At 54.1% G+C, this 20825-nt stretch carries 15 protein-coding genes and 1 pseudogene; 10 read left to right on the forward strand and 6 right to left on the reverse strand.

The window, feature by feature from the left end; all coding sequences use genetic code 11:
- From AUR65_RS11440 to AUR65_RS11450, 3 genes and pseudogenes are all read right to left on the reverse strand, one after another.
- Positions 1 to 993, reverse strand: a pseudogene (locus AUR65_RS11440) (hypothetical protein); the annotation flags it as partial.
- 29 nt (positions 994 to 1022) lie between these two features.
- Entirely contained in the window at positions 1023 to 1436 is a 414-nt protein-coding gene (locus tag AUR65_RS11445) for a hypothetical protein (protein ID WP_058567002.1), read from the reverse strand.
- A gap of 4 nt (positions 1437 to 1440) precedes the next feature.
- A complete protein-coding gene (locus tag AUR65_RS11450) occupies positions 1441 to 1689 on the reverse strand; it encodes a hypothetical protein (RefSeq protein ID WP_008606465.1) in 249 nt (82 codons plus the stop codon).
- A gap of 192 nt (positions 1690 to 1881) precedes the next feature.
- On the opposite strand from AUR65_RS11450, the gene AUR65_RS11455 reads away from it, so the two are divergent.
- From AUR65_RS11455 to AUR65_RS11465, 3 genes are all read left to right on the forward strand, one after another.
- On the forward strand, positions 1882 to 2757 hold the full coding sequence (locus tag AUR65_RS11455; protein ID WP_058567003.1) for a hypothetical protein: 876 nt from the start codon (positions 1882 to 1884) through the stop codon (positions 2755 to 2757).
- Between the two features lie 283 nt (positions 2758 to 3040).
- The gene (locus tag AUR65_RS11460; RefSeq protein WP_084816430.1) at positions 3041 to 3364 is read left to right on the forward strand and encodes a hypothetical protein; all 324 of its coding nucleotides are present in this window, start codon (positions 3041 to 3043) and stop codon (positions 3362 to 3364) included.
- 594 nt (positions 3365 to 3958) lie between these two features.
- Positions 3959 to 5215 carry a Cdc6/Cdc18 family protein gene (locus AUR65_RS11465; protein ID WP_004967636.1) on the forward strand — a complete coding sequence of 419 codons (1257 nt, stop codon included), beginning with the start codon at positions 3959 to 3961 and terminating at the stop codon, positions 5213 to 5215.
- A 799-nt stretch (positions 5216 to 6014) separates the two neighbouring features.
- On the opposite strand, the gene AUR65_RS11470 is transcribed toward AUR65_RS11465, so the two are convergent.
- Both AUR65_RS11470 and AUR65_RS11475 read right to left on the reverse strand, forming a co-directional pair.
- The gene (locus AUR65_RS11470; protein WP_058567005.1) at positions 6015 to 6425 is read right to left on the reverse strand and encodes a hypothetical protein; all 411 of its coding nucleotides are present in this window, start codon (positions 6423 to 6425) and stop codon (positions 6015 to 6017) included.
- Positions 6422 to 7297 (reverse strand): ParA family protein, encoded by an 876-nt coding sequence (locus tag AUR65_RS11475; protein WP_058567058.1) that lies wholly within the window; start codon positions 7295 to 7297, stop codon positions 6422 to 6424. The genes AUR65_RS11470 and AUR65_RS11475 overlap by 4 nt, the downstream gene beginning before the upstream one ends.
- 234 nt (positions 7298 to 7531) lie before the next feature.
- Between AUR65_RS11475 and AUR65_RS20600 the strand changes: the two genes are divergently transcribed.
- Together AUR65_RS20600 and AUR65_RS19495 are read left to right on the forward strand one after the other, a co-directional pair.
- On the forward strand, positions 7532 to 7837 hold the full coding sequence (locus tag AUR65_RS20600) for a DUF7837 family putative zinc-binding protein (RefSeq protein WP_449405009.1): 306 nt from the start codon (positions 7532 to 7534) through the stop codon (positions 7835 to 7837).
- A gap of 231 nt (positions 7838 to 8068) precedes the next feature.
- Entirely contained in the window at positions 8069 to 8371 is a 303-nt protein-coding gene (locus tag AUR65_RS19495) for a hypothetical protein (RefSeq protein ID WP_146047404.1), read from the forward strand.
- 131 nt (positions 8372 to 8502) lie between these two features.
- On the opposite strand, the gene csa3 is transcribed toward AUR65_RS19495, so the two are convergent.
- Positions 8503 to 9156 carry a CRISPR-associated CARF protein Csa3 gene (csa3, locus tag AUR65_RS11480; protein ID WP_084816431.1) on the reverse strand — a complete coding sequence of 218 codons (654 nt, stop codon included), beginning with the start codon at positions 9154 to 9156 and terminating at the stop codon, positions 8503 to 8505.
- A gap of 437 nt (positions 9157 to 9593) precedes the next feature.
- Between csa3 and AUR65_RS11485 the strand changes: the two genes are divergently transcribed.
- The 5 genes from AUR65_RS11485 to AUR65_RS11505 are packed head-to-tail and all read left to right on the forward strand — an operon-like array spanning position 9594 to position 20823.
- Positions 9594 to 10469 (forward strand): hypothetical protein, encoded by an 876-nt coding sequence (locus tag AUR65_RS11485; protein ID WP_058567006.1) that lies wholly within the window; start codon positions 9594 to 9596, stop codon positions 10467 to 10469.
- A complete protein-coding gene (locus AUR65_RS11490) occupies positions 10466 to 11392 on the forward strand; it encodes a hypothetical protein (RefSeq protein WP_058567007.1) in 927 nt (308 codons plus the stop codon). Before AUR65_RS11485 ends, AUR65_RS11490 begins: the two co-directional genes overlap by 4 nt.
- Entirely contained in the window at positions 11389 to 14463 is a 3075-nt protein-coding gene (locus AUR65_RS11495; RefSeq protein ID WP_058567008.1) for a hypothetical protein, read from the forward strand. The genes AUR65_RS11490 and AUR65_RS11495 overlap by 4 nt, the downstream gene beginning before the upstream one ends.
- Before the next feature lies 1 nt (position 14464).
- On the forward strand, positions 14465 to 15292 hold the full coding sequence (locus tag AUR65_RS11500; protein ID WP_058567009.1) for a hypothetical protein: 828 nt from the start codon (positions 14465 to 14467) through the stop codon (positions 15290 to 15292).
- A gap of 2 nt (positions 15293 to 15294) precedes the next feature.
- Positions 15295 to 20823 carry a DEAD/DEAH box helicase gene (locus AUR65_RS11505; protein ID WP_058567010.1) on the forward strand — a complete coding sequence of 1843 codons (5529 nt, stop codon included), beginning with the start codon at positions 15295 to 15297 and terminating at the stop codon, positions 20821 to 20823.
- Positions 20824 to 20825 lie beyond the last annotated feature (2 nt).

A 20825-nucleotide genomic window follows, 5' to 3' on the forward strand; every position in this document is an offset into this window, starting at 1 on the left:
CTGTTCCGTAGTTGTCGACGTCCCGGTCGATGTGACGAGTGTGTCCCAGTTCGTGTTGCGAGCGGTGTAGAACCGCCAGACACCACGGACCCGGGAGCTCTCATCGTCGGTGAGCGTATAGCCCTGCCACGGCCGGGACTGGAAAATCGCGACGCCAGTATCCCCGTTCGGATACTGCGCGTAGTAGGGGTACGCCGCGAGGTCGTAAATCTCGGTATCGAGTGTGTCCGAGACGGTTCGTGTCTCGGTCCGGTAGTTGACTGTCGTCTCAGGTTCGCCACCAACCGTTGTCTCAACGGTCTTCTTGAGGCGAACGGAGATGTTCGCTTCGAGCGTGAGGTTCGCGCTCCACGAGTGAGTGGTGTGATACTGTAATTCTGGCGTGTGAGTGCCGCTCGCAGTTGCGACTGGAATGCCATCGATTTTCAGACGGATGTTCTCAATCTCGTGGGAGACGAGTTCCCAGTCGGTAGTCCGATTACCCGTTTCGGTCCCAGTTGGAACGCGAACGCGGTAATCGACGAGTCCACGAACCGTCCCATTAGGAGCGATATAGAGCGGTGTCTCACCTGCGTCGAGATGCCCGCGCGTCGATGGGGTGACTGCGAAAATCGTCGCGTGCGCATCGTCGATGAACGTCCCATCTTCGAGTGATGCGTGGGGCGGGTACGTCGACGTGTTGGGCCCGCCGGCGTCGAGATCAGCGAAATCGTTGCGCGTCCACGTCGCGGCCGTTGCCGGCGGGCGCGTGAACGTGATGTCAGTCCCGTTGGCGAGTTGGTGGAGCGCCGTTCGGTCATCGCCGTACTGCTGCTGGTAGTCTTGTTGGCTGACGTAGCGGTCGCTATCACGAGACCAGAGCGTTGCCGACTCGTTTTCCGTGAGGCCGTTTGTCTCAGTCCCTGGTCTCGGGGGCTGTGCCGTGGCGAGGCCGATAATGGAACTCGACACGAGCAACGCGGCTACCAGTACGGAGGGCACTCGATGCTCCATGGGAGGGCAAAGGTGGATTGGTGGGGCGCTTACCAGGGAGTGAGATTCATACAGTCCCCAAGTGGGAGGCCCATAATCGACGCCACAACGGAATACAGCGGGCCGAGCACCGCCAAGATGAGGGCGGATTTGAGTGCTGCGCGCTTGTGGACTTTGAGTCGCTTTTTCTGTTCGGGGCTGGCGGTGAAGATCTCAGCGAGGGAGTCGGCCTGCCAGATGACTGCCAACCCAATGAAGCCGAGCGTCGTCGTGATCTGGAAGAAGCCCTCAACCATCCCCGGCAATTTCTCAGCGCTGCAGACCACGCTGTCTTGTGCGGCAACTGGCTGGACGGCAACGAGCGCGAACAGGACGCCGCCGATCGCGACGTGTCGGAGGATGGATTGGGAGGGCCGTTGCTGGTCGGCGGAGCGAGCGTCAGTTGGGGAGTGTGAGTCAGACATGAGGTCACTCGGTGTGGTCGTACACGAGCGCTTGGAGGTCGGCGTAGCGACTCGTCATAGTTGCAATCTCATCGAGCGAGTAGCCCAACTCACGCGCTTCGGTGAGTTGTGCGCGGAGTTCGTGCGGCTCAACGTCGCGAAGTTGCATCTCGTCGCGGAGGGCTTGCCGATAGAGGGCCGATGCGTTGAGATGGTCGTTCCACCTGAGGAACAACTCATCGATGTCTTCGACGGTGACTGAGCGGGAGATCATGTGTTCGGTATCGTTCCACATCGATTGTCTTGCGGTGCGTACATGTCAATCAGATTGATGGAATATTATATATTTACTGGCCGATATGAAGTGTGATGACATGCCAAACTAGGTACTAAATGATCATCTATATCCAAGACCGGTGTAGAATTCTCGTAGTCACTATATGTACTGATGAAAGAGTAATACCAGATGGGCCACGTCTACTACCACCATCCCGGTGACAAGCAGTTCTCTCTTGACTTCGTGCATCCAGACCCTACTGAAGTCGTCTCGCATATCGTCAACTACGACGACGACGTCGCTGTGAAGGTTCAGAAGTGCGAGATTGACGAAGCGTTCTACGTCGGCTACACGTCCCGTGTCGATGGTGGCCCTGTTCGTGAGATCAACTTCGATCTCAAAGCGTCACTCGCGAAGATGAGCGAGGACAACAGAACCATCGTCGTTCGGCTGCTCGAGATCTACCGCGCCCTCATCGCTCAGAACGAGGAAGAAGAGGGCCTTCCCGTCGAGGCATACAAGCAAATCGATGTCGACGCGCTGCCGGACGTGCTTGATCGGACGGTCTGGGAGGGCCCAGCAACAGCCGTTGCAGGCCGGCTCGCCTCAAACCTGATTCTGAAACACGCACTTCCGAACGCCAACCACCGGACTGCTGTCGCATTAGTTCAGTTCTACCTCCGACGTCTGAACTCGGATTTCTCGATGCCGGAAACGTCCGTCGAAGTCGATCCAGAATCGTACGACTGGCGAGAGTGGGTAAACGAGTACATCAACGAGTCAAAGCGGCTACTAACCGTTCGGCGGAAGAACGTCCTCTGCAAGCACCTGTACCGTTTCGGCGCGAGAACGCTTGAACGGAAACACGCAGTCGAGATCGACCTGACTGCATACGAGCTGGATATGTACCCGAGTGAGGCGAAGGTCGTCTACGCGGAGCAGCATGAAGAGCTCTGGATCGAGTTCGTCGAGGAGGCTGTCGAACGCGCAGGCTATCCAGAGCTGAGGGAAACGCCAGGGCTATTGAAAGCAGAGTTCGCTGAAAAGATTCGGAACCTCGACTAAGCGGCTCTGTTAGTCTTGGAGCGTGGCGACTGTTCGGCCCGTTTCCTCGGCCTCTTCGCTGCGCGACATATTGTACGTCGCGAGTGCTTCGTCAACCGCCTCATCAAGACTCATTGGTCAACCTAGTCTTGACCCTTCCAGCGTATAAACGCTTGCATGGCTAAAACGCCTCTACCCGGCGGAGAGAAGTCGGTCGAAGGAGTGATCTGGAAGTCAGATTATAAACTTAACTAACAGTATCTTCGGTGAGCGCTTCGTGTTGGTTAATACGAGGCAGCAACCGATGTCCGACGAACCACCGACGCCGCCGACGAACCTCCCTACAGAAGTCGTCAATGCCCTCAATGAATTATCACCGACCCGTCTCCGAGACGTTGCCCGCTATGCCGAAGAGTTGGCCGAACACAAGGAGCGCGAGACTCGTATCGAAGAAAATCAACCGGAAGGTGAGTTCGAAGAACGGCCCGAGGACCTTCCAGATGATGTCCCTACGAAGGCGACGATCACCATCAAAGAGATCAACGACAACCGATACTACTACTGGCAGTGGAGAGAGGGAGACAAAATCAAGTCTAAATATAAAGGCCCAGTCAACCCCAATGAGTAGCAAGAGCAATTTCCATGGCTGTAATCTGATCGCGTTTTAGACTGGTCTAAGCAGATAGTACCGCTCTCGTATTGTACATACCAACCCGTCATGATAGTTGGTTGAAACACCGGTGTTGCCAGTACTGCCAATAACCAGTCCACTATTGCCAGTAAAGATGGCGAAAGCGTGGAACTCTCGAAATCAAAGGTAGATCCGTTAGAGAATTTGTTCTCGGGACACCCCCGTTGCCAGTACTGCCAGTATTCGCTCGATTTAAATAACACACACACACCACCTTTGCCAGTAAAACTACTCGAACGAGTAGAAGACTACTCGTACCAATACTGATTATGCGATAGTTTTATGTTAACAGTAGTAAAACCAAATCCGCACTAGAAAAGAATTAGTAAAGCAAAGCTGTAGATATAGTTCGATACTCTGTTAATTACTTCATTTTGAACTCTGACCCTCTCCTACGAGAGAATACTGGCAATAGTGGAGAGAGTGTCTTTTATAAGCCACCGTGATATTGGCGGTACTGGCAACGGGGGTATGGTTATTGGTCATACTGGCACCCGTGGTTTTATCACACATAGCAACATCGTCCAATCCATGGGCCGGTTCACTCGGGAGTCATTCATCATTCGAGACAACGACGTGTTGCGAGACGATTACCAGCCTGAGACTCTTGAGGAACGAGACGCTGAACTCGACGAATACGCGGCAGCCCTCCGGCCGGTAATTCAAGGATGGCAGCCGAACAACGTGTTTCTGTACGGGGTCACGGGTGTCGGGAAGACTGCGGCCACACACGATCTACTCAAAGAACTTCAGGAATCAGCTGACCAGTACGACGATGTCGACGTGAATATTATCGAATTGAACTGTACTGGCTGCAATACGTCGTACCAAGTCGCGGTGAACCTCGTGAACGAGATTCGAGAGCCGAATCACCCACTAACAAATGTGTCGTCTTCACGGATGCCGATCAGTGAGACTGGCTATCAACAAAAGCGCGTGTTTCGTGAGCTCTACGCTGACTTAGAAGATATTGGGGGGACCGTGTTGGTTGTCCTCGACGAGATTGATAACATCGGATCGGACGATGATATTCTGTACGAGCTCCCGCGGGCACGTTCACAATTGGACCTGGACGTGAAGTTGGGCGTCATCGGCATCAGTAACGACTTCAAATTCCGCGATAATCTGTCCCCGAAAGTTAAAGACACACTTTGCGAGGAGGAGATTTTGTTCCCGCCATACGATGCTGGCGAACTCCAAAACATCCTCCGCGAGCGAGCAGAGATTGCGTTGTATGATGATGTGTTGGAAGATGATGTGATTCCGTTGTGTGCCGCGTTTTCAGCACGAGACTCTGGGTCGGCTCGACAGGCACTTCGACTGTTGCGGAAGGCAGTCGATATTGCAGAGTCTGAAGCACGGGCCGGTGGGGACGCGTTTGTAACAGAGGAACATGTCCGCGAGGGGGAGTTCCAGATTCAGCGCCAGCAGGTCGTTGAAGGGATGCATTCGTTGACACAACATGGGCAGCATGTGTTGTTGACAGTATGCCAACTGGCTGCTCGAGGAGAAACGCCCGAACGGACAAAGGCAATCTATCGTCGGTACCAGAAGGTTGCAAGAAAGAATGGGCAAGAGCCGCTGAAGCGTCGGCGCGTACACGACCACCTGTCGGATCTGAACCTCCATGGTGTGTTGCAGTTGGTTGATTCGAGTGGTGGTCGAGGGAACTACAACGAGTACGATTTGGACGTGTCGCTGTCATCGGCGTTGGATGCACTAGAAAGTGAGTTTGGGAATTTAGAAGGCATCCGCGAACTCGCAAAAAAGAACGGGACGTTAGACTAACCCCTCTGTTGTGGGGTGACCCCCGTTGCCAGTGTTGCCAATAACCTGTCCACTATTGCCAGTTTCACCTGTCGACGTCGAGTTTGATATTCTGTCAAAAATACGTGGAATCTAGATTAGACCACCGTTGCCAATACATTTGGTGACGCTTGTGTCTACGGGTTTTACTGGCAAAAGTGGTGTGTCTGACGAATTGTCTGATAGGATTAAATTTGCTTTTTCTCCATTCAAGAATAAGCCTTCGTAGCGTTAACCAACATGAATTGTAGGTCGGTAGGTGTTGGTTAATCTGTGATCAGTCAGTAGTGCGTGGAGTTCAACGACGAAGGAGGTCTCCGTTGGTTCATTGTGTTCGACTCAAACCGCCCCCCGTAGTGTGTGACCAAGGTGTCGGCGAGATAGAGTCCGATACCTGTATTGGAGATCTCGAGGCCTCAATCCCGTATACAGCCTAATCCAGCGGCAAAAAGCGCTAAAACTGCTTATCCTCCGAGATTGTGGGTGTCAAACCACATAGGGAGTTTGATATAGCGACATAAGATTCATCAACTAACTCGCAGACTCGCCAATATTTTGCTAATCCTCGTTGTCTCTGTGGGACAATGAGGTAATTGAGAATGTAAGATATCTACTATTATTGCGCTACCTTCGAACTCTTTGGTCCTTAGAATGGGCTACCAGGGAAACGACGCTCGTTCTCTTGGTCAACAAACCTCCCAGCGGATTCCAAGTCTCGGACCGTGGCCGACCGCCAACTGTCGACTTTCGCACCCACACTGCTGTAAGCGCCGTTTCTTGGCTAGTCGAACGTCATCCCGTAGCCCCACTCTTCGAGGCACTCTTCTGTTTCATCGAGGTGCTGCAGGCCGACCTTCATGAGCGCTTCACGGAGATCGGTGAGCGAGACGTTCTCTTCGAACCGGTCTTCGAACTCCCGGAGGGCGTCTCGCTCTGCGACTTTTGTCTCCTTCTGTAAGAACAGCGGAACCCGGTCACGACCGTCTTGGACGCCATCACGGCGGAATTTGTATGGAATCTGGATCTGCTGGCGAGACTCTTGGGTGTCTTCGCCCTCGGCTTGGTTCGAATTCGTTTCTTCGGCCTGTTCAGGCTCTGTTTCCTTCGTCTGAGTCTCTGTATCGGTCGTCGAGTCAGTCGACGAGTCATCTGCAAACGGATCTTCACCAGCTCCTTTCTTCATGCCAGTCATACCGTCACCACCTCGTGATCGACGTCACCCGGTTCCGGGGGGTTTGGCGCTTCGATACCAACCTGTTCTTCGAGATGTCTCGCGATGCGGTCGAACTGAGCAAGCGTTTCAATTTCGTAGTCACGGCGACGATCACGATGTTCACGGACGTATTTGAACGCCGAACATTGCTCCATCCAGCACCCCTCCATCAGGGAGGCACGCTCGCTGATGATCTCTGGGATCGGATAGTCGATTTCAGCTAAAACCTGCCGTTGGTCACGTGTGTTTTTGAATCCGGTTGGCACGGCGGCGAGCACACCAACGTCAATCTCGAGTTGGTCTTCAAACCCGGCGACGAGAGCCTCAAGCCCTTCAACTGCTGCACGGCCCTTTGCGCTTGGCTCAACCGGGATGACAAGCGACCGCGTCGCGTGAATCGCGTTGTAGAGGTGTGGCCCTTCAGTTGCTGGCGGGTCACAGATCAGTACATCGTACTCCTCTGGGACGCCGGCCTCGCGGAGTACACGGAGTAACTGTGCGTGCATCCCGAATGCTTCGCCCATGGCTTCGGCCTGGTCTTTCTCTCGCTGGAGAAAATCGGCTAAATCTGAGAGCATATTGTGCTCCGGAACGATGTCGACACCTTCGACGGTCCGAATGAGATCGTCAAAGTCGCCGTTGGGGCGTCGAATCATATGCCGGACAATGTTATCGACTGAATCCGTCCGCTGGTCGTCAACCCCGAAGAGACGTGAAAGATCGCCGTCTTGTGGGTCAAGTGGAACGACGAGCGGTTTCAACCCTGCCCGAGCGTGCGCAACCGCCAGGTTTGCTGCGGTGGTCGTCTTCCCGACCCCGCCTGCCTCGCTGTAGGTCGAATATGTGAGCATACTGTGTTCATGATGAACCATCACCTTGAACCTTCTGTGCATGCACTCATTGTGTTCAACAGAGGCATTCATTCGTTGTGTTCAGCAATGAATACACACAATGAACAAACGGGCTGAATATCTCCAATGAACAAACACAACGAACGCCATGGCTGGGTGAGACTATGCTCATCCATGATTACAGCGGTCTGCGGAGAAATCTGATCTAGTGAACAAAGTTAATGAACACAATTCATGAATGTATGTGGTGAATATCATTCTGGGCAAACAACTTTGCTGTGGCAGCGTGTGCACACTAGTGGAGACAATCTGTGTCACACACGTCTCCACAATCCCCCTCTGACGAATGATTCGACGGCGTTTGGTCGATGCCCAGACTGCGGCGAAGAGATTGAGGCATACCAGTCGCTCATTGAGTTTGAGCAGGCCGATGGGTCAACTGGCGTGTTCGCAGATGCTATTCATGCGACGAAGTCGTCCGTCCAGAGTGACGAACTGGCGTACTCGCTTTCGGTTGCTTCGGCTCTGAACTTCGGGTGAACAATTCGAACAGTCAGAGTATCGCCATATAGCGGTGCTGGCTGCGAGTTTCAATATCGTCGTTTGGTGTAGGAACCTGTGGATTGTCCTATGGAGGATACAAATCGAAACAACAACTCCCAGAATGAATGGCAAATCAGTCGCTCGATGAATGGACACCAACGATGAGTCGCTAATTGAACTATGTTTTGCTGAACTGTTATGTATGCCGGACAACTATTTCGGGGGGAGATGGGAAGAAAACGAATCACAGCGTACGAGGATGCGGGTAAAAAAATGAAATTGGTAATCGATTACTGTGCCCGATACGCAGTCGTTCCGCGGAAGAGCGATGACCCGAATCTTCCGAGCCCCTGGGAGGGAGTACCTGCTAATGAAGTCCAACAGGGTATCCTTGAGAAGTTCGGAGTCAATGTCTCAAATGGGACTCCAACATATACTTGGCAACGACTGGGTGCAGATAACGACCTTGAGGGCGCACTAAAATTCCTACAGGACCGACGGGAAGAGATCTTAGAGAACGGTCAAAAATAAACGAACGGCTCGATCCCCTATTATCGAAATCACGAATTAAATTAGAACTCGTCGGTATGGCCGAATTATCACAATGCAATTACTGACAAACCGGACTCAATACTGAGTTCACCTCGATATCAACGAAAATATCAGATGAATATTTCTTTCCTCCCTTTCAAGAATACACGGCCACTGTCGCTCAAAGTAACCGTTTTCGTCCGTCCCTCTTTTTCTGTTATGACCAAACATTCTGATTCCAAACTATCGACATGGCGAGCAACTGTACTCTTTGATTTCTCGAGCTCACTAGCAATTTGGCTTATCGACAGGGGTGTGTTCAGTTTCGATAATTCAATGAGTAGTTTTGCTTCGGCGTCTGAGACGTTCCCACGAAGGTTTAGACGTGGAATACGACGGACGCTACTGTCGATATCTCCGACTTGGAGTACTGTCTCGACGTAACTCTCGTTCGTGAATGTCGCGACTGTCAACGGCAATAGAATCTCACGCGCGCCCCCACCGAGGATGACGATGGTTTCACCTTTTGATGCCTGCATGAGGTCGGCGCAATACAGGGTTGTCTCGATAAAATCTGTATAGGGCAGGTATTCTGACTCCAGATCAAGACCAGGGACTACCTGTGTGAGAACTTCTTCTACTTCCCCGAAGGCGTCTTCGCCTCGCTCAGAACCGTTCGCTGGTTGTAACAGAATAACTCGGTCTTCTTCGTCAAGACCCATGCTAAGAACTGGTCGAACGACACGCCGACTGTCAAATCCTAAGGGGGCGAGGTAGGTTCTCATATCTACAAATTGGATATGCCACCTGGTTACTGTTCCGAATCAGTGCAACAGTTGGTGTGATTCTCCCACACAATTGGGGGCGTACGAGGCAATATTACGAGGGAACCGGTCTGTGTCCACTCAGACCGTCCCAAATTACTGCAATTGTCACCAATATGTTTCACTTGCGATAACTATTTGATAAATCCCGACAGAATTGATAATTGCTCGCACAGTCCGCAATCGGGTGACACCCACCTATCTGCGGTAGTGATATCTCTGCCCTGAAAATTATCACTTCCGCGACAGGTTTATGTAACTCGGGATGAAAGTATCATCCGGTCGAATTCACTCGAAACGGCCTAAACGGCTGATTCGGCATAGCCACGGCTATGTTGAGGGTGCGAGCGCCGGCGTCTATCCCACACTCGACGCCAACAACGATTCCCAAGCGAACCATGCAAGACCCACCCGATCCGCCCGACTCAGAAAGCCCCACACTCGCTGATTTCATCGGAACACGAGACTCAGTTTTCGTACTCCGAGACCCACAACTCGCGAAGACGGGTTCACAAGCACGTGCACAACTCCGTTCGTTGCCGTTTCTCGCACAGTTCGGCCTCGACCGAGTCGCCCATCCTGGTATCTACGATAATGGGTTGCGACTTGTCGAATACAAACTCCTCCCGAACGAAGACTTGCGAGCGAACGGAGTAGCCAACGTCGGATTTCCACTAATTCACTATGTCAGCCAAGAGATGCTGACTGGAGAATTACGGGATGATGAGAGTGTCTACGACGAGCAAGACGTTGTTCGCCGATTGCTTCGGAAGCGCCCCGACGGTGTACCGTACGTAATCGTCACTGACACGGGTTCCCCAAAGATGCCACGCCATACCCGAAAACCGGGTAAATCGTTTGTCGATGAGTTCGAGTGTACTGTCGTCGAGTACAAGGGGTTACTGAAGCGGTATCTCCAGTACAATCTCGACTCGGACCTTCCGCTATCGTCGACACAGAATCTGTACTTCCATCAGATTTCGGCCCACCACAAGCGGTTGGGTCTCGATGCGGGCTCAATCCCCGACCTCTTCGACTACACACAGCTTCCAGCGGACAGTCCAGCCTGGGATCCGATTTACTATCTCATCCGCGAGGATGCTGACCAGGTTCTCGAAGACTACACCGAGCGTATCCGCGAGGCACTCCGTTCGTGGACCGAGCGAGGCCCCACACAGAAGATCGCGAATAGTATGCTGGACATGCTTGAGTGGGTGGATTACGAAGAAGAACGCCTTGACGCATACCGATATCGCCATCAGGAGGATGCATGAGCACAAAATTCACACCGGCCAGTTCTAAGCCGGACAAACTACTCACCGGGTTCATCTCGGTGCGAGCACCGGAACTCAAACACATCTACAACGCAATCCAAGGCCCGACCTCCGTCTCCGAACTCACGAAGAAGTTCGGGAAGCCGACTAGCGGCGGAGTCGAAACCGATCACGTCGAAGAGACGGTTCGGTTCCTGAACGCGGTCGACTTGGTCGAGAGTCCCTCGGGAGACATCAGGGACACTGTCGAGCGCATCAACGAGCGTCACCTCGTTGGGTTACCGTTCGAAGCACGACTCCTGTACCACTGCAACCAACAGGGGGGACGGCAAACACACTTCGCAGCAGTTTATCGAGCTCTGCTGAACGAAGGAAGCCGAACTGTGAACGGAGACCGTGACAACCTCCGCACTATTCTGAAGCGTGAGACTGACTACGACTTCAGTTGGACCGACGAGAAGATCGACATGTGGGTGACGTTGAGCGAACAATTGGGACTGATTATCGAGTCCGAAGACGACATTACCCTGAGTCCTTGCCGGGCTCTGATGCACGATGCACTCGTCCTCGCTCCGATGAGCTCTGACGGGAACCCGAATTACGACGACGTCACCACCAAGAATGGGGAATTCCGTCGTGCACTCGATTGGATCAACGATAATCTCTTCAGTGTCTACGAAGAGCGCGCGGGAACGCCCCGTGTCCACCCAGCGATTGCCGACGTACTTCGCAACATGGAAGATGATGGCGTCATCTCCCTGTCGAGTCCTGGTGACTCACAGAACGCGGTCAAAATTCCACCGGAGAACCTCAACGAGGACGTTCGAGGGAACCGACGTGACGTGACCCGCATCTCGATCCAATCGCACCCTGACGAAACGGCCTACCAGTACCCCCTCACGCAGTTCCTCACCCAACAATGAGTCAAGACGCTCAACAACTCTCAGCCGGCAGCGAGATGCCGTGCTACTGGGATGATAACGAAGTTGACCACTTCATCACCTCGGAAGCACACACGGCGACGAAGACGCCCGAACAGTTCAAAGAAACTCACGTCGACATCGACCGAATCTGGGCCGATACGCTGACTCCTCTCGGCGTTTCGGGCGACTTTGTCACTCAGGAAGACGTACTCGAATCAATCACAGATTCCAACCTCGACGACCCAAACCGAATCTTCATCGTTCGCGGTGAACCCGGTTCCGGGAAGAGCCAACTCTGTGAGTGGACGAAGTACCAGATCAACGGCTTTGGTGAAGACGACGACGGTATCGAGGACTACGTTGCGCTTCACGTGTCCCGAAGCCAGACTCGGATGGACCAGATCATCGACGTTCTCACCGAACCGCTTGGTGTTGACACTGACGTCAGGAACATTCAGGGGAGCGACCCCTACGATCTGGCCGAACCAATCGCGGGACTCCTTCGTGGGTACTGGTCGACCAGTCTGCTCACGGATGAGGAACTGCGTGAGCTCACCGAAGAGCGTGACGACGGAACGGACCTCCGTGATATATTCGCCGAGAATATTCGAGACTACCAGGAGGCTCTGGAGTCCCGTGACGAGAATCCGGACTTCAAACTCCTCACTCGAGATAACTACCGCGACCTGCGTCTGACTCTGAGCTTCGGTGATAAGTTACGAGAGGAGAGTGAGTTGATCTTCCCTGCGCTGAAGAACCAAGCTCACGAGTATCTCTCGAACAACCTCGTAGGCAACTTCAAAGAGCAACTCCAGGAGTACTCTGAACTGTATCAGGAGAAAGGTATCCGGCCGGTCCTCATCTGCGAAGACCTAACCACGTTCTCCGTCCTGAAGGAGCAACTTCTCGACCACATCTTCGAACTGAGTAGTAGTCACTATGACATTGTCCTCGGATGGACAATTGGATGGGAACAGGATAACATCGACGACGCGATGACCCGTTCGGATGCGGCCACGTACATGAAAGGCCGATCCGAGGGGTACCTGACGATGACCGACGAGAATGGTGCGGCGTACTTCCTCGACGACGACGTCTCTGTCGAGCTCACTCGGTCGTACCTCAACGCAATTAAGCGCCACTCCACCACCGGATCGGCACCCGACGATGTCGAAGACTCCTTCGACGGATTGTACCCATTCAACGAGCGGTTCGTCCACGTCGCATACCGCCAACTGAACGACGAGGGGAGTGACCGCAAGACACCACGGTTGCTCCTGCTTCGTGTCGTAAAACACTGTCTGAAGTCGTCTTGGCCGCCTTACGAGGCGATGAAGTCGAATTCCTTCGTCGATACCCCTACCTTCGGGATCGACATGAAGTACGACCAGATATATCTGGATCTCAGCCGCTGGTACGGTGTTCCTGTCGAAGGTGGTGTCGGCGTCAAGGTCGGTATCTTCGAAACCTTTGGAATCGACCTCCCTGACAGCGACGTGGCACCAGTGAGGGGTGAGTACGTTGTGTTCGATAAGGGCAAGGGAAGCGCCGTCCTCGACAAAATCAAGAACCCACCGACGCCGAAGCACGAGACCGATGAGGACGAGGACGACTACGATAGCGATGAAGAAACTGGTGGAGACGACCAGGATGATGGTGAGACCGATCCCGACGAGGAAGATGACGACGTAACCGTCATCGACGAACCCGAACTCTCGGAGGAAGAGCGTGAGCGTCAGCACAAGTTCCAGGAGTTCCAAGACTGGGTTACAAACGGTGAGGAATACCCCAGTTCCGACACGCTTCACGATGGCGCAGTCGAAGTCCTCGAACGCTGGCACGACCCGACCCGCCTCAGTAACCCAAACGCATCGACGCGGTCCGCAAGTGCGATCTACTACGCACGCGGTGACAACATCCCAATATCAATTCAGGGAGACCAGCAGCGACAGGCAAGCATCGATATCGAACTTGAGTGGGGCGTAGAACACGCCGACCTCTACACCCCAATGCTTGAGTACGGTCTCTTTGAGGTGTTCGATACCAATGATACCAACTTCGACCGACTACGGGCGTGGGCCGACACCAACGTCGCGCAGTTCAAGCGTGAAATGCGTCAGGAGATCGAAGACTGTCTTCCCGAAGGGCTCACTATCGAGAAAACGCTCGTGCTGGCACAGTTCTTCCTTGTCAACGCTGCACAGGGGACAGAGGTCGAAGGCGATGAGATTCCCGCTGAACTTGTCTTCGAAGAGTACGATGCGAATCAGTCGTACGGGAAGCCAATCGTCGAAAACTTCGACCGAAGTAGTGCGTTTGGGCAGGCCTTCAACAACCTAACCACGTATTCGAGCGACATCAACGACCTCATCGAGGGCTTCTTCCTCCTCAAGTCGAACGTCGTCGACCACGACCGTCTGGCAGAAGCGCGGCGAGAGGTCGCTGCCGACTTCGAAACTCACGTTGACGACGCGATGATGATCGATGCGGGCGACCTGCCCGATGCGTATAAAATCGGCTCGACTCGCAAACAGGCGAAGACAAAAGTCTCGACGCTATTCGGTTGTATCTCCGACTACGCGGCCGAACTCCAGCGACTCACTGCGGAGGAAGACGCTTCGCATATCCAGTCCGCTCTCAAACCCGCCGAGCGGTGGTACGACAGCAGTCACACGGTCAACGACCTTGCTGAGTGGTTCGAGACGCTATACAATTGTGCCGGTGCGATGGACGTGCCCATCAACCCGACCTACGAGGAAGTCCACGAGATCCTTACTGAATCACCCGAGGAGGTGAAGCTCACGCCCTTCGGGAAAGACGTGAAGCGGTTCCAGAACATGGACGATGCGACCGGCGTGACGCTCGTCGCTCGATTGCACGACTTCGCTCGCAGTCGCCACGAGCAGCGTGCGTGGAAGTTATACGAGGCGTTGAACTCATTTATCAGTGATCTTCAAGACCAAGAACACTCCACTGGGGCCGACCTCGACCACAGAATCAAGCAACTTAGTGAGTACACCGAGTACGAACAGAAACGGCAGGAAATCACTGATATCACGGAGGATCTATAATATGCCCAACACTCAGTCACTACCCAACGTTGTCGAGGCTCTAGAAAATAAGGCCAAAGAGCACAAGCAAGCAGAGAACACCCAGTTCCACGTCTCGGTCGCCCGGCACAACATCCGCGAAGTAAATCGCGAACTCGACAAGCTTATCTCGAGCCTTCGGGACCTTCGGTACTACAAGACGGTCCTCGAAGGTGCCTTCGATGGTTCGCCACCGACAATGACTGGTAGCGCCTCACAGGCCGCAAAAAAGGCTATCAAGACGACACAAGAGGACTTACTGGGTAACATCCAGAATAACGAGATGGACGACGACGTTGATCTCGAAGAAAGCGGGGGTAGTGGTAACCCAGAAGTCCAACTGACCCCCGAAGTCGAGACGCAAATCGGACACATCAAGTCAGCGAAGCGTCAGGTCAACAACGTCGTCGATATCATCGAGAGTCGACTCGAGTCGAAGCGAAAAGACTGGAGTACAAAGGTTGGTGCAGCAGAAGAACTGCAAGAGATTCTCGGGGGGAAGAATGGTGACTTCTCGCGTACGCTCAACCACATGCATCAACTCCTGACTCGAGAGTTGATGGACCCGAGTGGATCTGCATCGAACTTCGTTTCCCAGTGGAACAACGCCGTCAGCAACTGGGAGGAACATCAGTCGCTCCAGAGCTTTGACGACTTCCAGGCGAAACACAACCTCTCGGACTCGACTATCGAGGACGTAAAGACGCTCAGCAAGTCCCAAAAACTCACCTTAGCTGATGTCTCGCTTGATTCCCTCAAGGAGATGAAGCGCGTTGATGAACTCGAATCGGCCGTGGAACTGAGCCTCTAACAATGAAAGACCCCGTCGCCCGCGCGGAGCAGATGCAGGATGCGTACCACGACTACTTCATTGGTCGTGGTGGGCGCGCGGCACGTAGCGTCGCCAATCGGCTCGCCGAGGGTGAGGACGACCTGACGGGAATACGCGGACCATATCTCCAGGCTCTGGACATCCCGAACTGGAGCACCCGTCAGTGGAACGATTTCGCCCGATCGGTACGTCTTGAACCACACATCCGCCGTGCCTTCTCGAAAATTGGCTTCGAGCGGTTGTACGACTTCCAGGAGCGCAGCATTAAGGCTATCCTCGAAGGCGACGACACCGTCATCACAGCCGCAACGGGACGGGGGAAGACCGAAGCATGGCTCATTCCGATTCTCAACCGTATCCTCGAAGACAAGCGGTACGGTAGGGACAGTAACGACACCAGCGTCAAAGCCACGCTCATCTACCCGACAAAGGCGCTTGCACAGGACCAACTGAAGCGTCTCCTTCAGTACCTCTACCTCATCAACAAACAACTGAAGTCAGAACAGCAAATCACGGTCGGCATCTACGACGGTGACACGCCGCGAAACGTTAGTGAATCGGGGTCTGAGGGATACCTCAACGCGACGTTCCGTCACTTCGAGTGCCCAGGGTACAACGACGAGCTCGCTAAGTGCCAAGACTGCGGTGGCGGTGTCCGAATCCGGAATACGGGTTCTCGGTTCAAACTCATCCCTGAAAAGGCAAAGTGTGAGGATGATGATCCGAATGACGTCCCGCTTGACTTCTTGCGTCTAACAAAATACGACATCCTCGAGAACGGTGTCGACATCTTACTCACTAACCCAGACACGATCAATTACCGGCTCATCAATACTAACGCCGAAGACGAACATGAGCGCTTCATTTATGAGCCCGAGTTCCTCGTGTTCGACGAGGTTCACACCTACGATGGCTTGTTCGGGAGTTACACCTCGACGCTGATGAAGCGGATTCAGTCGCTGCGGGAGGAACGCGGCGTTGAAGACCTGCAACTCATCGCGAGCAGTGCAACCGTCGAGAACGACGTCGAACTGTTCCAGAAAGTGAGTGGTGCTGTCGACATCAAGCAAGTGAGTGAGTCACCTCGTGACCTCGATGGGTCCGTTCCAACTGAAGTCCCAGACGAACTAACGTCGGATAGTTTGACCGTCGACCGCATTCTTGGTTCGACGGCGGACCCCGACGATGATGTTCCGGGGCTCGACGGGTTTGAATATACACTCGATGATTCGTCGAGTTATGACCGTGACCGGCGCGAGACTCTGGTGAGTGATGCGCTCTTCGACCATCTCACCGAGGCTGATGACGATTCGGGAGCACAGGTTGTTCGATACGTCCACCAGTTACTGTACAACGAACCCCTCACGCGGTCGGACCTACACGACACACTAGCCACGACGCTTGACCTCGACGGCGAAGAGACGTCTACGTTGGTGTCGAACGTCCGCACACTCGGGGAGTTCTCAGGTATGTTGGAGAACCGCAGCCACGTGTTTTCCTGGCCGATTGATGGCTTCTACACGTGCCCGTCGTGTGATGCGGCGTATCGGTCGCCACAAGACGGTTGTCGAGAATGTGGGTTCGGCTTCGTAACGCGAACCACCTACTGCCGTCATTGTAGTGACGAGCACCTCGTCGCGTGGTACTGTCCGAGTTGTGACCAACTGGAACCATACACACCGACTGAGCATGGCACGGTGGACCAGGATGAGGTCCATATCTGTCGACGATGCGAGTCTGGCCGAGATGATGTCGTTCAGATGGTCCGAACGACGTTTCAACCGTTCCTCGAGTGCCTGGATTGCGGGAATCAATCAGAGCGAACGACGAATCTCGAATGTCGGGACTGCGGCTCTAAGACCGTCATGACCGACACTGAGACGTTCACGTGTATCAACCCACAATGCGGGGCGACACACGAACCAGAACATGTCTGCACTCACTGCGAAGGCACTGACTTCGAGGTAAGCACAACTGGCGGTCAGTTCGACTGTCCTGACTGCGGGAGGATCTACGATCGGACAGAGCAGTCCCCCAACCACTGCGTTGATTGTGGCTCCAGTATCACTCCGACACGATTTCTTCCGTGGGTTTGCACAAACGATGACTGCGACCGAGTTCACTTCGAGAGTGACCCTAAGCAGTGCGACTGCGGAGAGTTATCGTTTGTAAAGCGCGGACTCTTCGAAATACGACATGACCACTACTGCCGGTCGTGTGACACAGCGTTTTTGGGTGACGAGGGGTGCGACTGCGATAACCCGGACGTTCATCCTCGAACTGGTCACCACCAGGCGTACAAGACAGTCGATACCCACGGTTGGATTCACAACATGAGTTCACAACCGTCGGCCGTCCCGTGCCCGCATAGGTATGCCCGGTACGAGATTGGCCGTCGGTTCGACGAACTGATGCGTGGACCGAGTAACCTCGCGGTGACGACCTCGCAGTACATGCTTCGGGCAGTCGCCGACGAAGAAGGCCAGCAAGCAGCGAAACTCCTCTCGTTCGCTGACTCTCACCGCGACATGAAAGAACTCAGTCGGGACTTCTCTGAGCCAGAAGTGGAAACGTTACTGGACCAACTCCTGATTGAGAGTGCATCGTCCAATGACGATGGCAACCAATGGATTCGCTTCGACCGTGTCCTCGAACATGCAGACGAGACCGTCGACAGGGTCAACGACGAATTAGAACCTCCACAAGTTGCACGGAGAGTCGAATTCAATCTCAAATCACGGTTGAAGGGTCAACCTCGGAAGAGGTGGGACGAGAATAACGCACTCCGAGATCGGTTGTCTCGTCGTGCACTCAGGCACACCTACAGTCAGCGGCTAGGCGAACGAGATGGCCCTCTCGACGAAGTTGGCCTACTTGACGTCCGCCTCGCCTTTGGTCTGAGCGAACTCGAGAATGACGAGCGCGCCATCGTTCGTGAACTTGCGGACGAAGGCAATGACTATCGGGTGGAAAAATTCGACTCACCGAGTCCTGACCGATCTGCCGGAGCTGTTGTCGAAGCGTTAGTCAACCAGGGAATCCTTGAGTATGGTCACTCTGAAGACTACGTCTCGTTTGACCCATCCGCACTCGAGGTCACGGTTGCTGGCGACGGAGACAACATCCGATTCGACCCCAACAAAGAGCGATACTACACGACGTTACAGCACCAGTTCGGCTTAGACACCCAGTCGACTGTCCGTTCAGGAGCATCACTCTTGGATCGTGCGTCGGTGTCGCATCCTCGGTTCTCACAGCGAGCTCACCGCGCTGAATACTCGCGAACACGAATCCTCATCTCCGAGGAGTATCTGGGAACAACTGACAAACGTAAGCGCCGTGAGTTAGAGTATCTCTTCCGCGAGGAGAACTACCCGCACCACCTCTCATCGGGTCCAACGATGGAACTCGGTGTCGACATCGGCGCACTCGACGCGCTCCTCCTGTACGGGACGCCCCCGAACATGAATGCGTACCTCCAGCGGGTTGGGCGTGCCGGGCGTAGTTCACACTCGTCGATGGTTCATTCTGTCAGCCAACGGAATCCCATCGATTACTACTACTACGACCACCCTGACGAGCTCATTGACGCGGAACCTACACCGGTGCCGCTCAACGAGCACAACGAGGAAGTCCTTCGCGTCTCGCTTTCATGGGCTGTCTTCGACTACGTTGCGGCTCACTTCACTATCCCATGGGACGTTAGCCGTCACGGTCGTGCACGCTCTATCGATGGTGGCGACACCTACCATCGTCGTAGCATGCTCGACGCCGCCGCACGCGAGGACGCCAGTAAGTTGACTCACGTGATGTCACTCAACGCTGATACATTGTCTCTTAGTGAGGTGGATTCGAAGCTCGAAATCCTCGGTGAGGTTGTCGAAGACCACAAGCATGACATCTCCGGCTATCTGGAGTCGCTACTCGATTATCGGTACTGCGAGGAGTGCGAACGCCGATACGCTACGGACGATGACCGAGGAGTCTGTGAACGGAGAGATTGCGACGGAACAGTCCGATACGCTCAACATGAATTCGATCACCTCGTCGACGACGCTCTCGATAACTTCGACGAGCGTTACATCAGCGGGTATCGAGAGTACAGACACTTGCTCGAAGACGAGCTTGCTGATCTGAAGCGGCGGAATCAGAAACTACGACGTACTCAACAGCGTGCCGGGTCAGAAGAGCGCAGTCGCATCATGCGAGAACGACGCGGTCTCCAGGACCGAATAGAGGTGCTCGACGACTATCTGTCTTCTCTGGGTAAGTCGAGTTACTTTGACTTCCTCAGAGAGTCGCGCGAAAGCAAGTACGACTTCTCCATGAGAAGTGTCGCCACCACAGCTGGGCTGACGTTGGTTGATGAGGGATATGACCGACGGAATCTCGGTGACCAGGGAAGCGGTCGCGCGATGCAGATGGCACTCTCCGAACTCCATCCTGGGGCCGCCTACCTCGACAGCGGTGAAACCTATACTGTCTCTCGTGTTCGTCTCGATGACAAGGCTGGATCCGACCTTCGCGAAGCAGTAAGCGAGGCGGTAGAGGGCGAACGCCTAGCTGAGGAGCTGATTTGCCCAGCGTGTCACACCTCATATGACCTCGATGCTCAGGGATGCGACTGTGAGTCTGATGCGCCGCTCAAGGTTCGGCGACTCACGATGCTCGACTCTGTCGAGGCATATCACGATAACCTCAAATTGACTGCGGAGGGCGACGAAGCACGACATCTCCACAACGAACCAAACAACCAGGTGCAAAATACGTACGCAGAACGTGAGACGTCGATTCTCGACTTCGACTCAAACAGGACATTTGAGCTTCAGGCTGCCGATGGCGAGCGGCTTGGAACACTTGAGTACGGCGATTACTCGGTGCTCCTCCACACCAAGAGCTACAAGACGAAGTACAAGTCCGGTGAGGTCGATCCCCGTGAGACACTCTTCGAGGTCTGTGGAGAAGAGAACTGTCCAGGCGTCATCTATCGCGATGGTGATGATGAACGCCGGTGCAGTGCCGACCCTGACCACTTCCCTGACGGACGTGGTGCAGATTCCCAGTTCATCAGATTGGGGTACCAATACAACACGCAGGGTGTTCGTATCGACCTTGACGACCGTGAGTTATCCCACACGCTGGCTCACGGGGTTCGGGTCGCACTACAGTATCTTGGAGGCGTGAACATTCGTGACCTCGCCGAGCACGTCGGCGAAGAGCGTGTTGACGTCTTCGAGTCGCAAGAAGGCGGATCCGACGTCGCACGACTCCTCTTCGAGCAGACTGATGGCGAGTTCAAATCATTCAGCCGCGCGCTCGGACTCATGCGTGACCAGTTCGATTGTGACTGCGACAGTGGGTGCCCGTCTTGTCTGTATCAATATGGGTGTGATCTCAGAAACGATCAGCGCTCGTTCGACCGTGAGCGTCTCCGCGAGATCCTCGAAGGGGGCGATATGACTATTCGAACAATCGAGAACCACGAACCCGACGAACAGTTCGCGAACTAACC

This window comes from Haloferax marisrubri, assembly GCF_001469875.2.
Lineage (GTDB): Archaea > Halobacteriota > Halobacteria > Halobacteriales > Haloferacaceae > Haloferax > Haloferax marisrubri.

What these genes read in the sequence shown, in the direction of transcription:
- AUR65_RS11445 (WP_058567002.1), bottom strand. Translation starts at nt 1,436, where the DNA reads ATGTCTGACTCACACTCCCCAACTGACGCTCGCTCCGCCGACCAGCAA.
- AUR65_RS11450 (WP_008606465.1), bottom strand. Translation starts at nt 1,689, where the DNA reads ATGATCTCCCGCTCAGTCACCGTCGAAGACATCGATGAGTTGTTCCTC.
- AUR65_RS11455 (WP_058567003.1), top strand. Translation starts at nt 1,882, where the DNA reads ATGGGCCACGTCTACTACCACCATCCCGGTGACAAGCAGTTCTCTCTT.
- AUR65_RS11460 (WP_084816430.1), top strand. Translation starts at nt 3,041, where the DNA reads ATGTCCGACGAACCACCGACGCCGCCGACGAACCTCCCTACAGAAGTC.
- AUR65_RS11465 (WP_004967636.1), top strand. Translation starts at nt 3,959, where the DNA reads ATGGGCCGGTTCACTCGGGAGTCATTCATCATTCGAGACAACGACGTG.
- AUR65_RS11470 (WP_058567005.1), bottom strand. Translation starts at nt 6,425, where the DNA reads ATGACTGGCATGAAGAAAGGAGCTGGTGAAGATCCGTTTGCAGATGAC.
- AUR65_RS11475 (WP_058567058.1), bottom strand. Translation starts at nt 7,297, where the DNA reads ATGCTCACATATTCGACCTACAGCGAGGCAGGCGGGGTCGGGAAGACG.
- AUR65_RS20600 (WP_449405009.1), top strand. Translation starts at nt 7,532, where the DNA reads ATGAATGTATGTGGTGAATATCATTCTGGGCAAACAACTTTGCTGTGG.
- AUR65_RS19495 (WP_146047404.1), top strand. Translation starts at nt 8,069, where the DNA reads ATGGGAAGAAAACGAATCACAGCGTACGAGGATGCGGGTAAAAAAATG.
- csa3 (WP_084816431.1), bottom strand. Translation starts at nt 9,156, where the DNA reads ATGAGAACCTACCTCGCCCCCTTAGGATTTGACAGTCGGCGTGTCGTT.
- AUR65_RS11485 (WP_058567006.1), top strand. Translation starts at nt 9,594, where the DNA reads ATGCAAGACCCACCCGATCCGCCCGACTCAGAAAGCCCCACACTCGCT.
- AUR65_RS11490 (WP_058567007.1), top strand. Translation starts at nt 10,466, where the DNA reads ATGAGCACAAAATTCACACCGGCCAGTTCTAAGCCGGACAAACTACTC.
- AUR65_RS11495 (WP_058567008.1), top strand. Translation starts at nt 11,389, where the DNA reads ATGAGTCAAGACGCTCAACAACTCTCAGCCGGCAGCGAGATGCCGTGC.
- AUR65_RS11500 (WP_058567009.1), top strand. Translation starts at nt 14,465, where the DNA reads ATGCCCAACACTCAGTCACTACCCAACGTTGTCGAGGCTCTAGAAAAT.
- AUR65_RS11505 (WP_058567010.1), top strand. Translation starts at nt 15,295, where the DNA reads ATGAAAGACCCCGTCGCCCGCGCGGAGCAGATGCAGGATGCGTACCAC.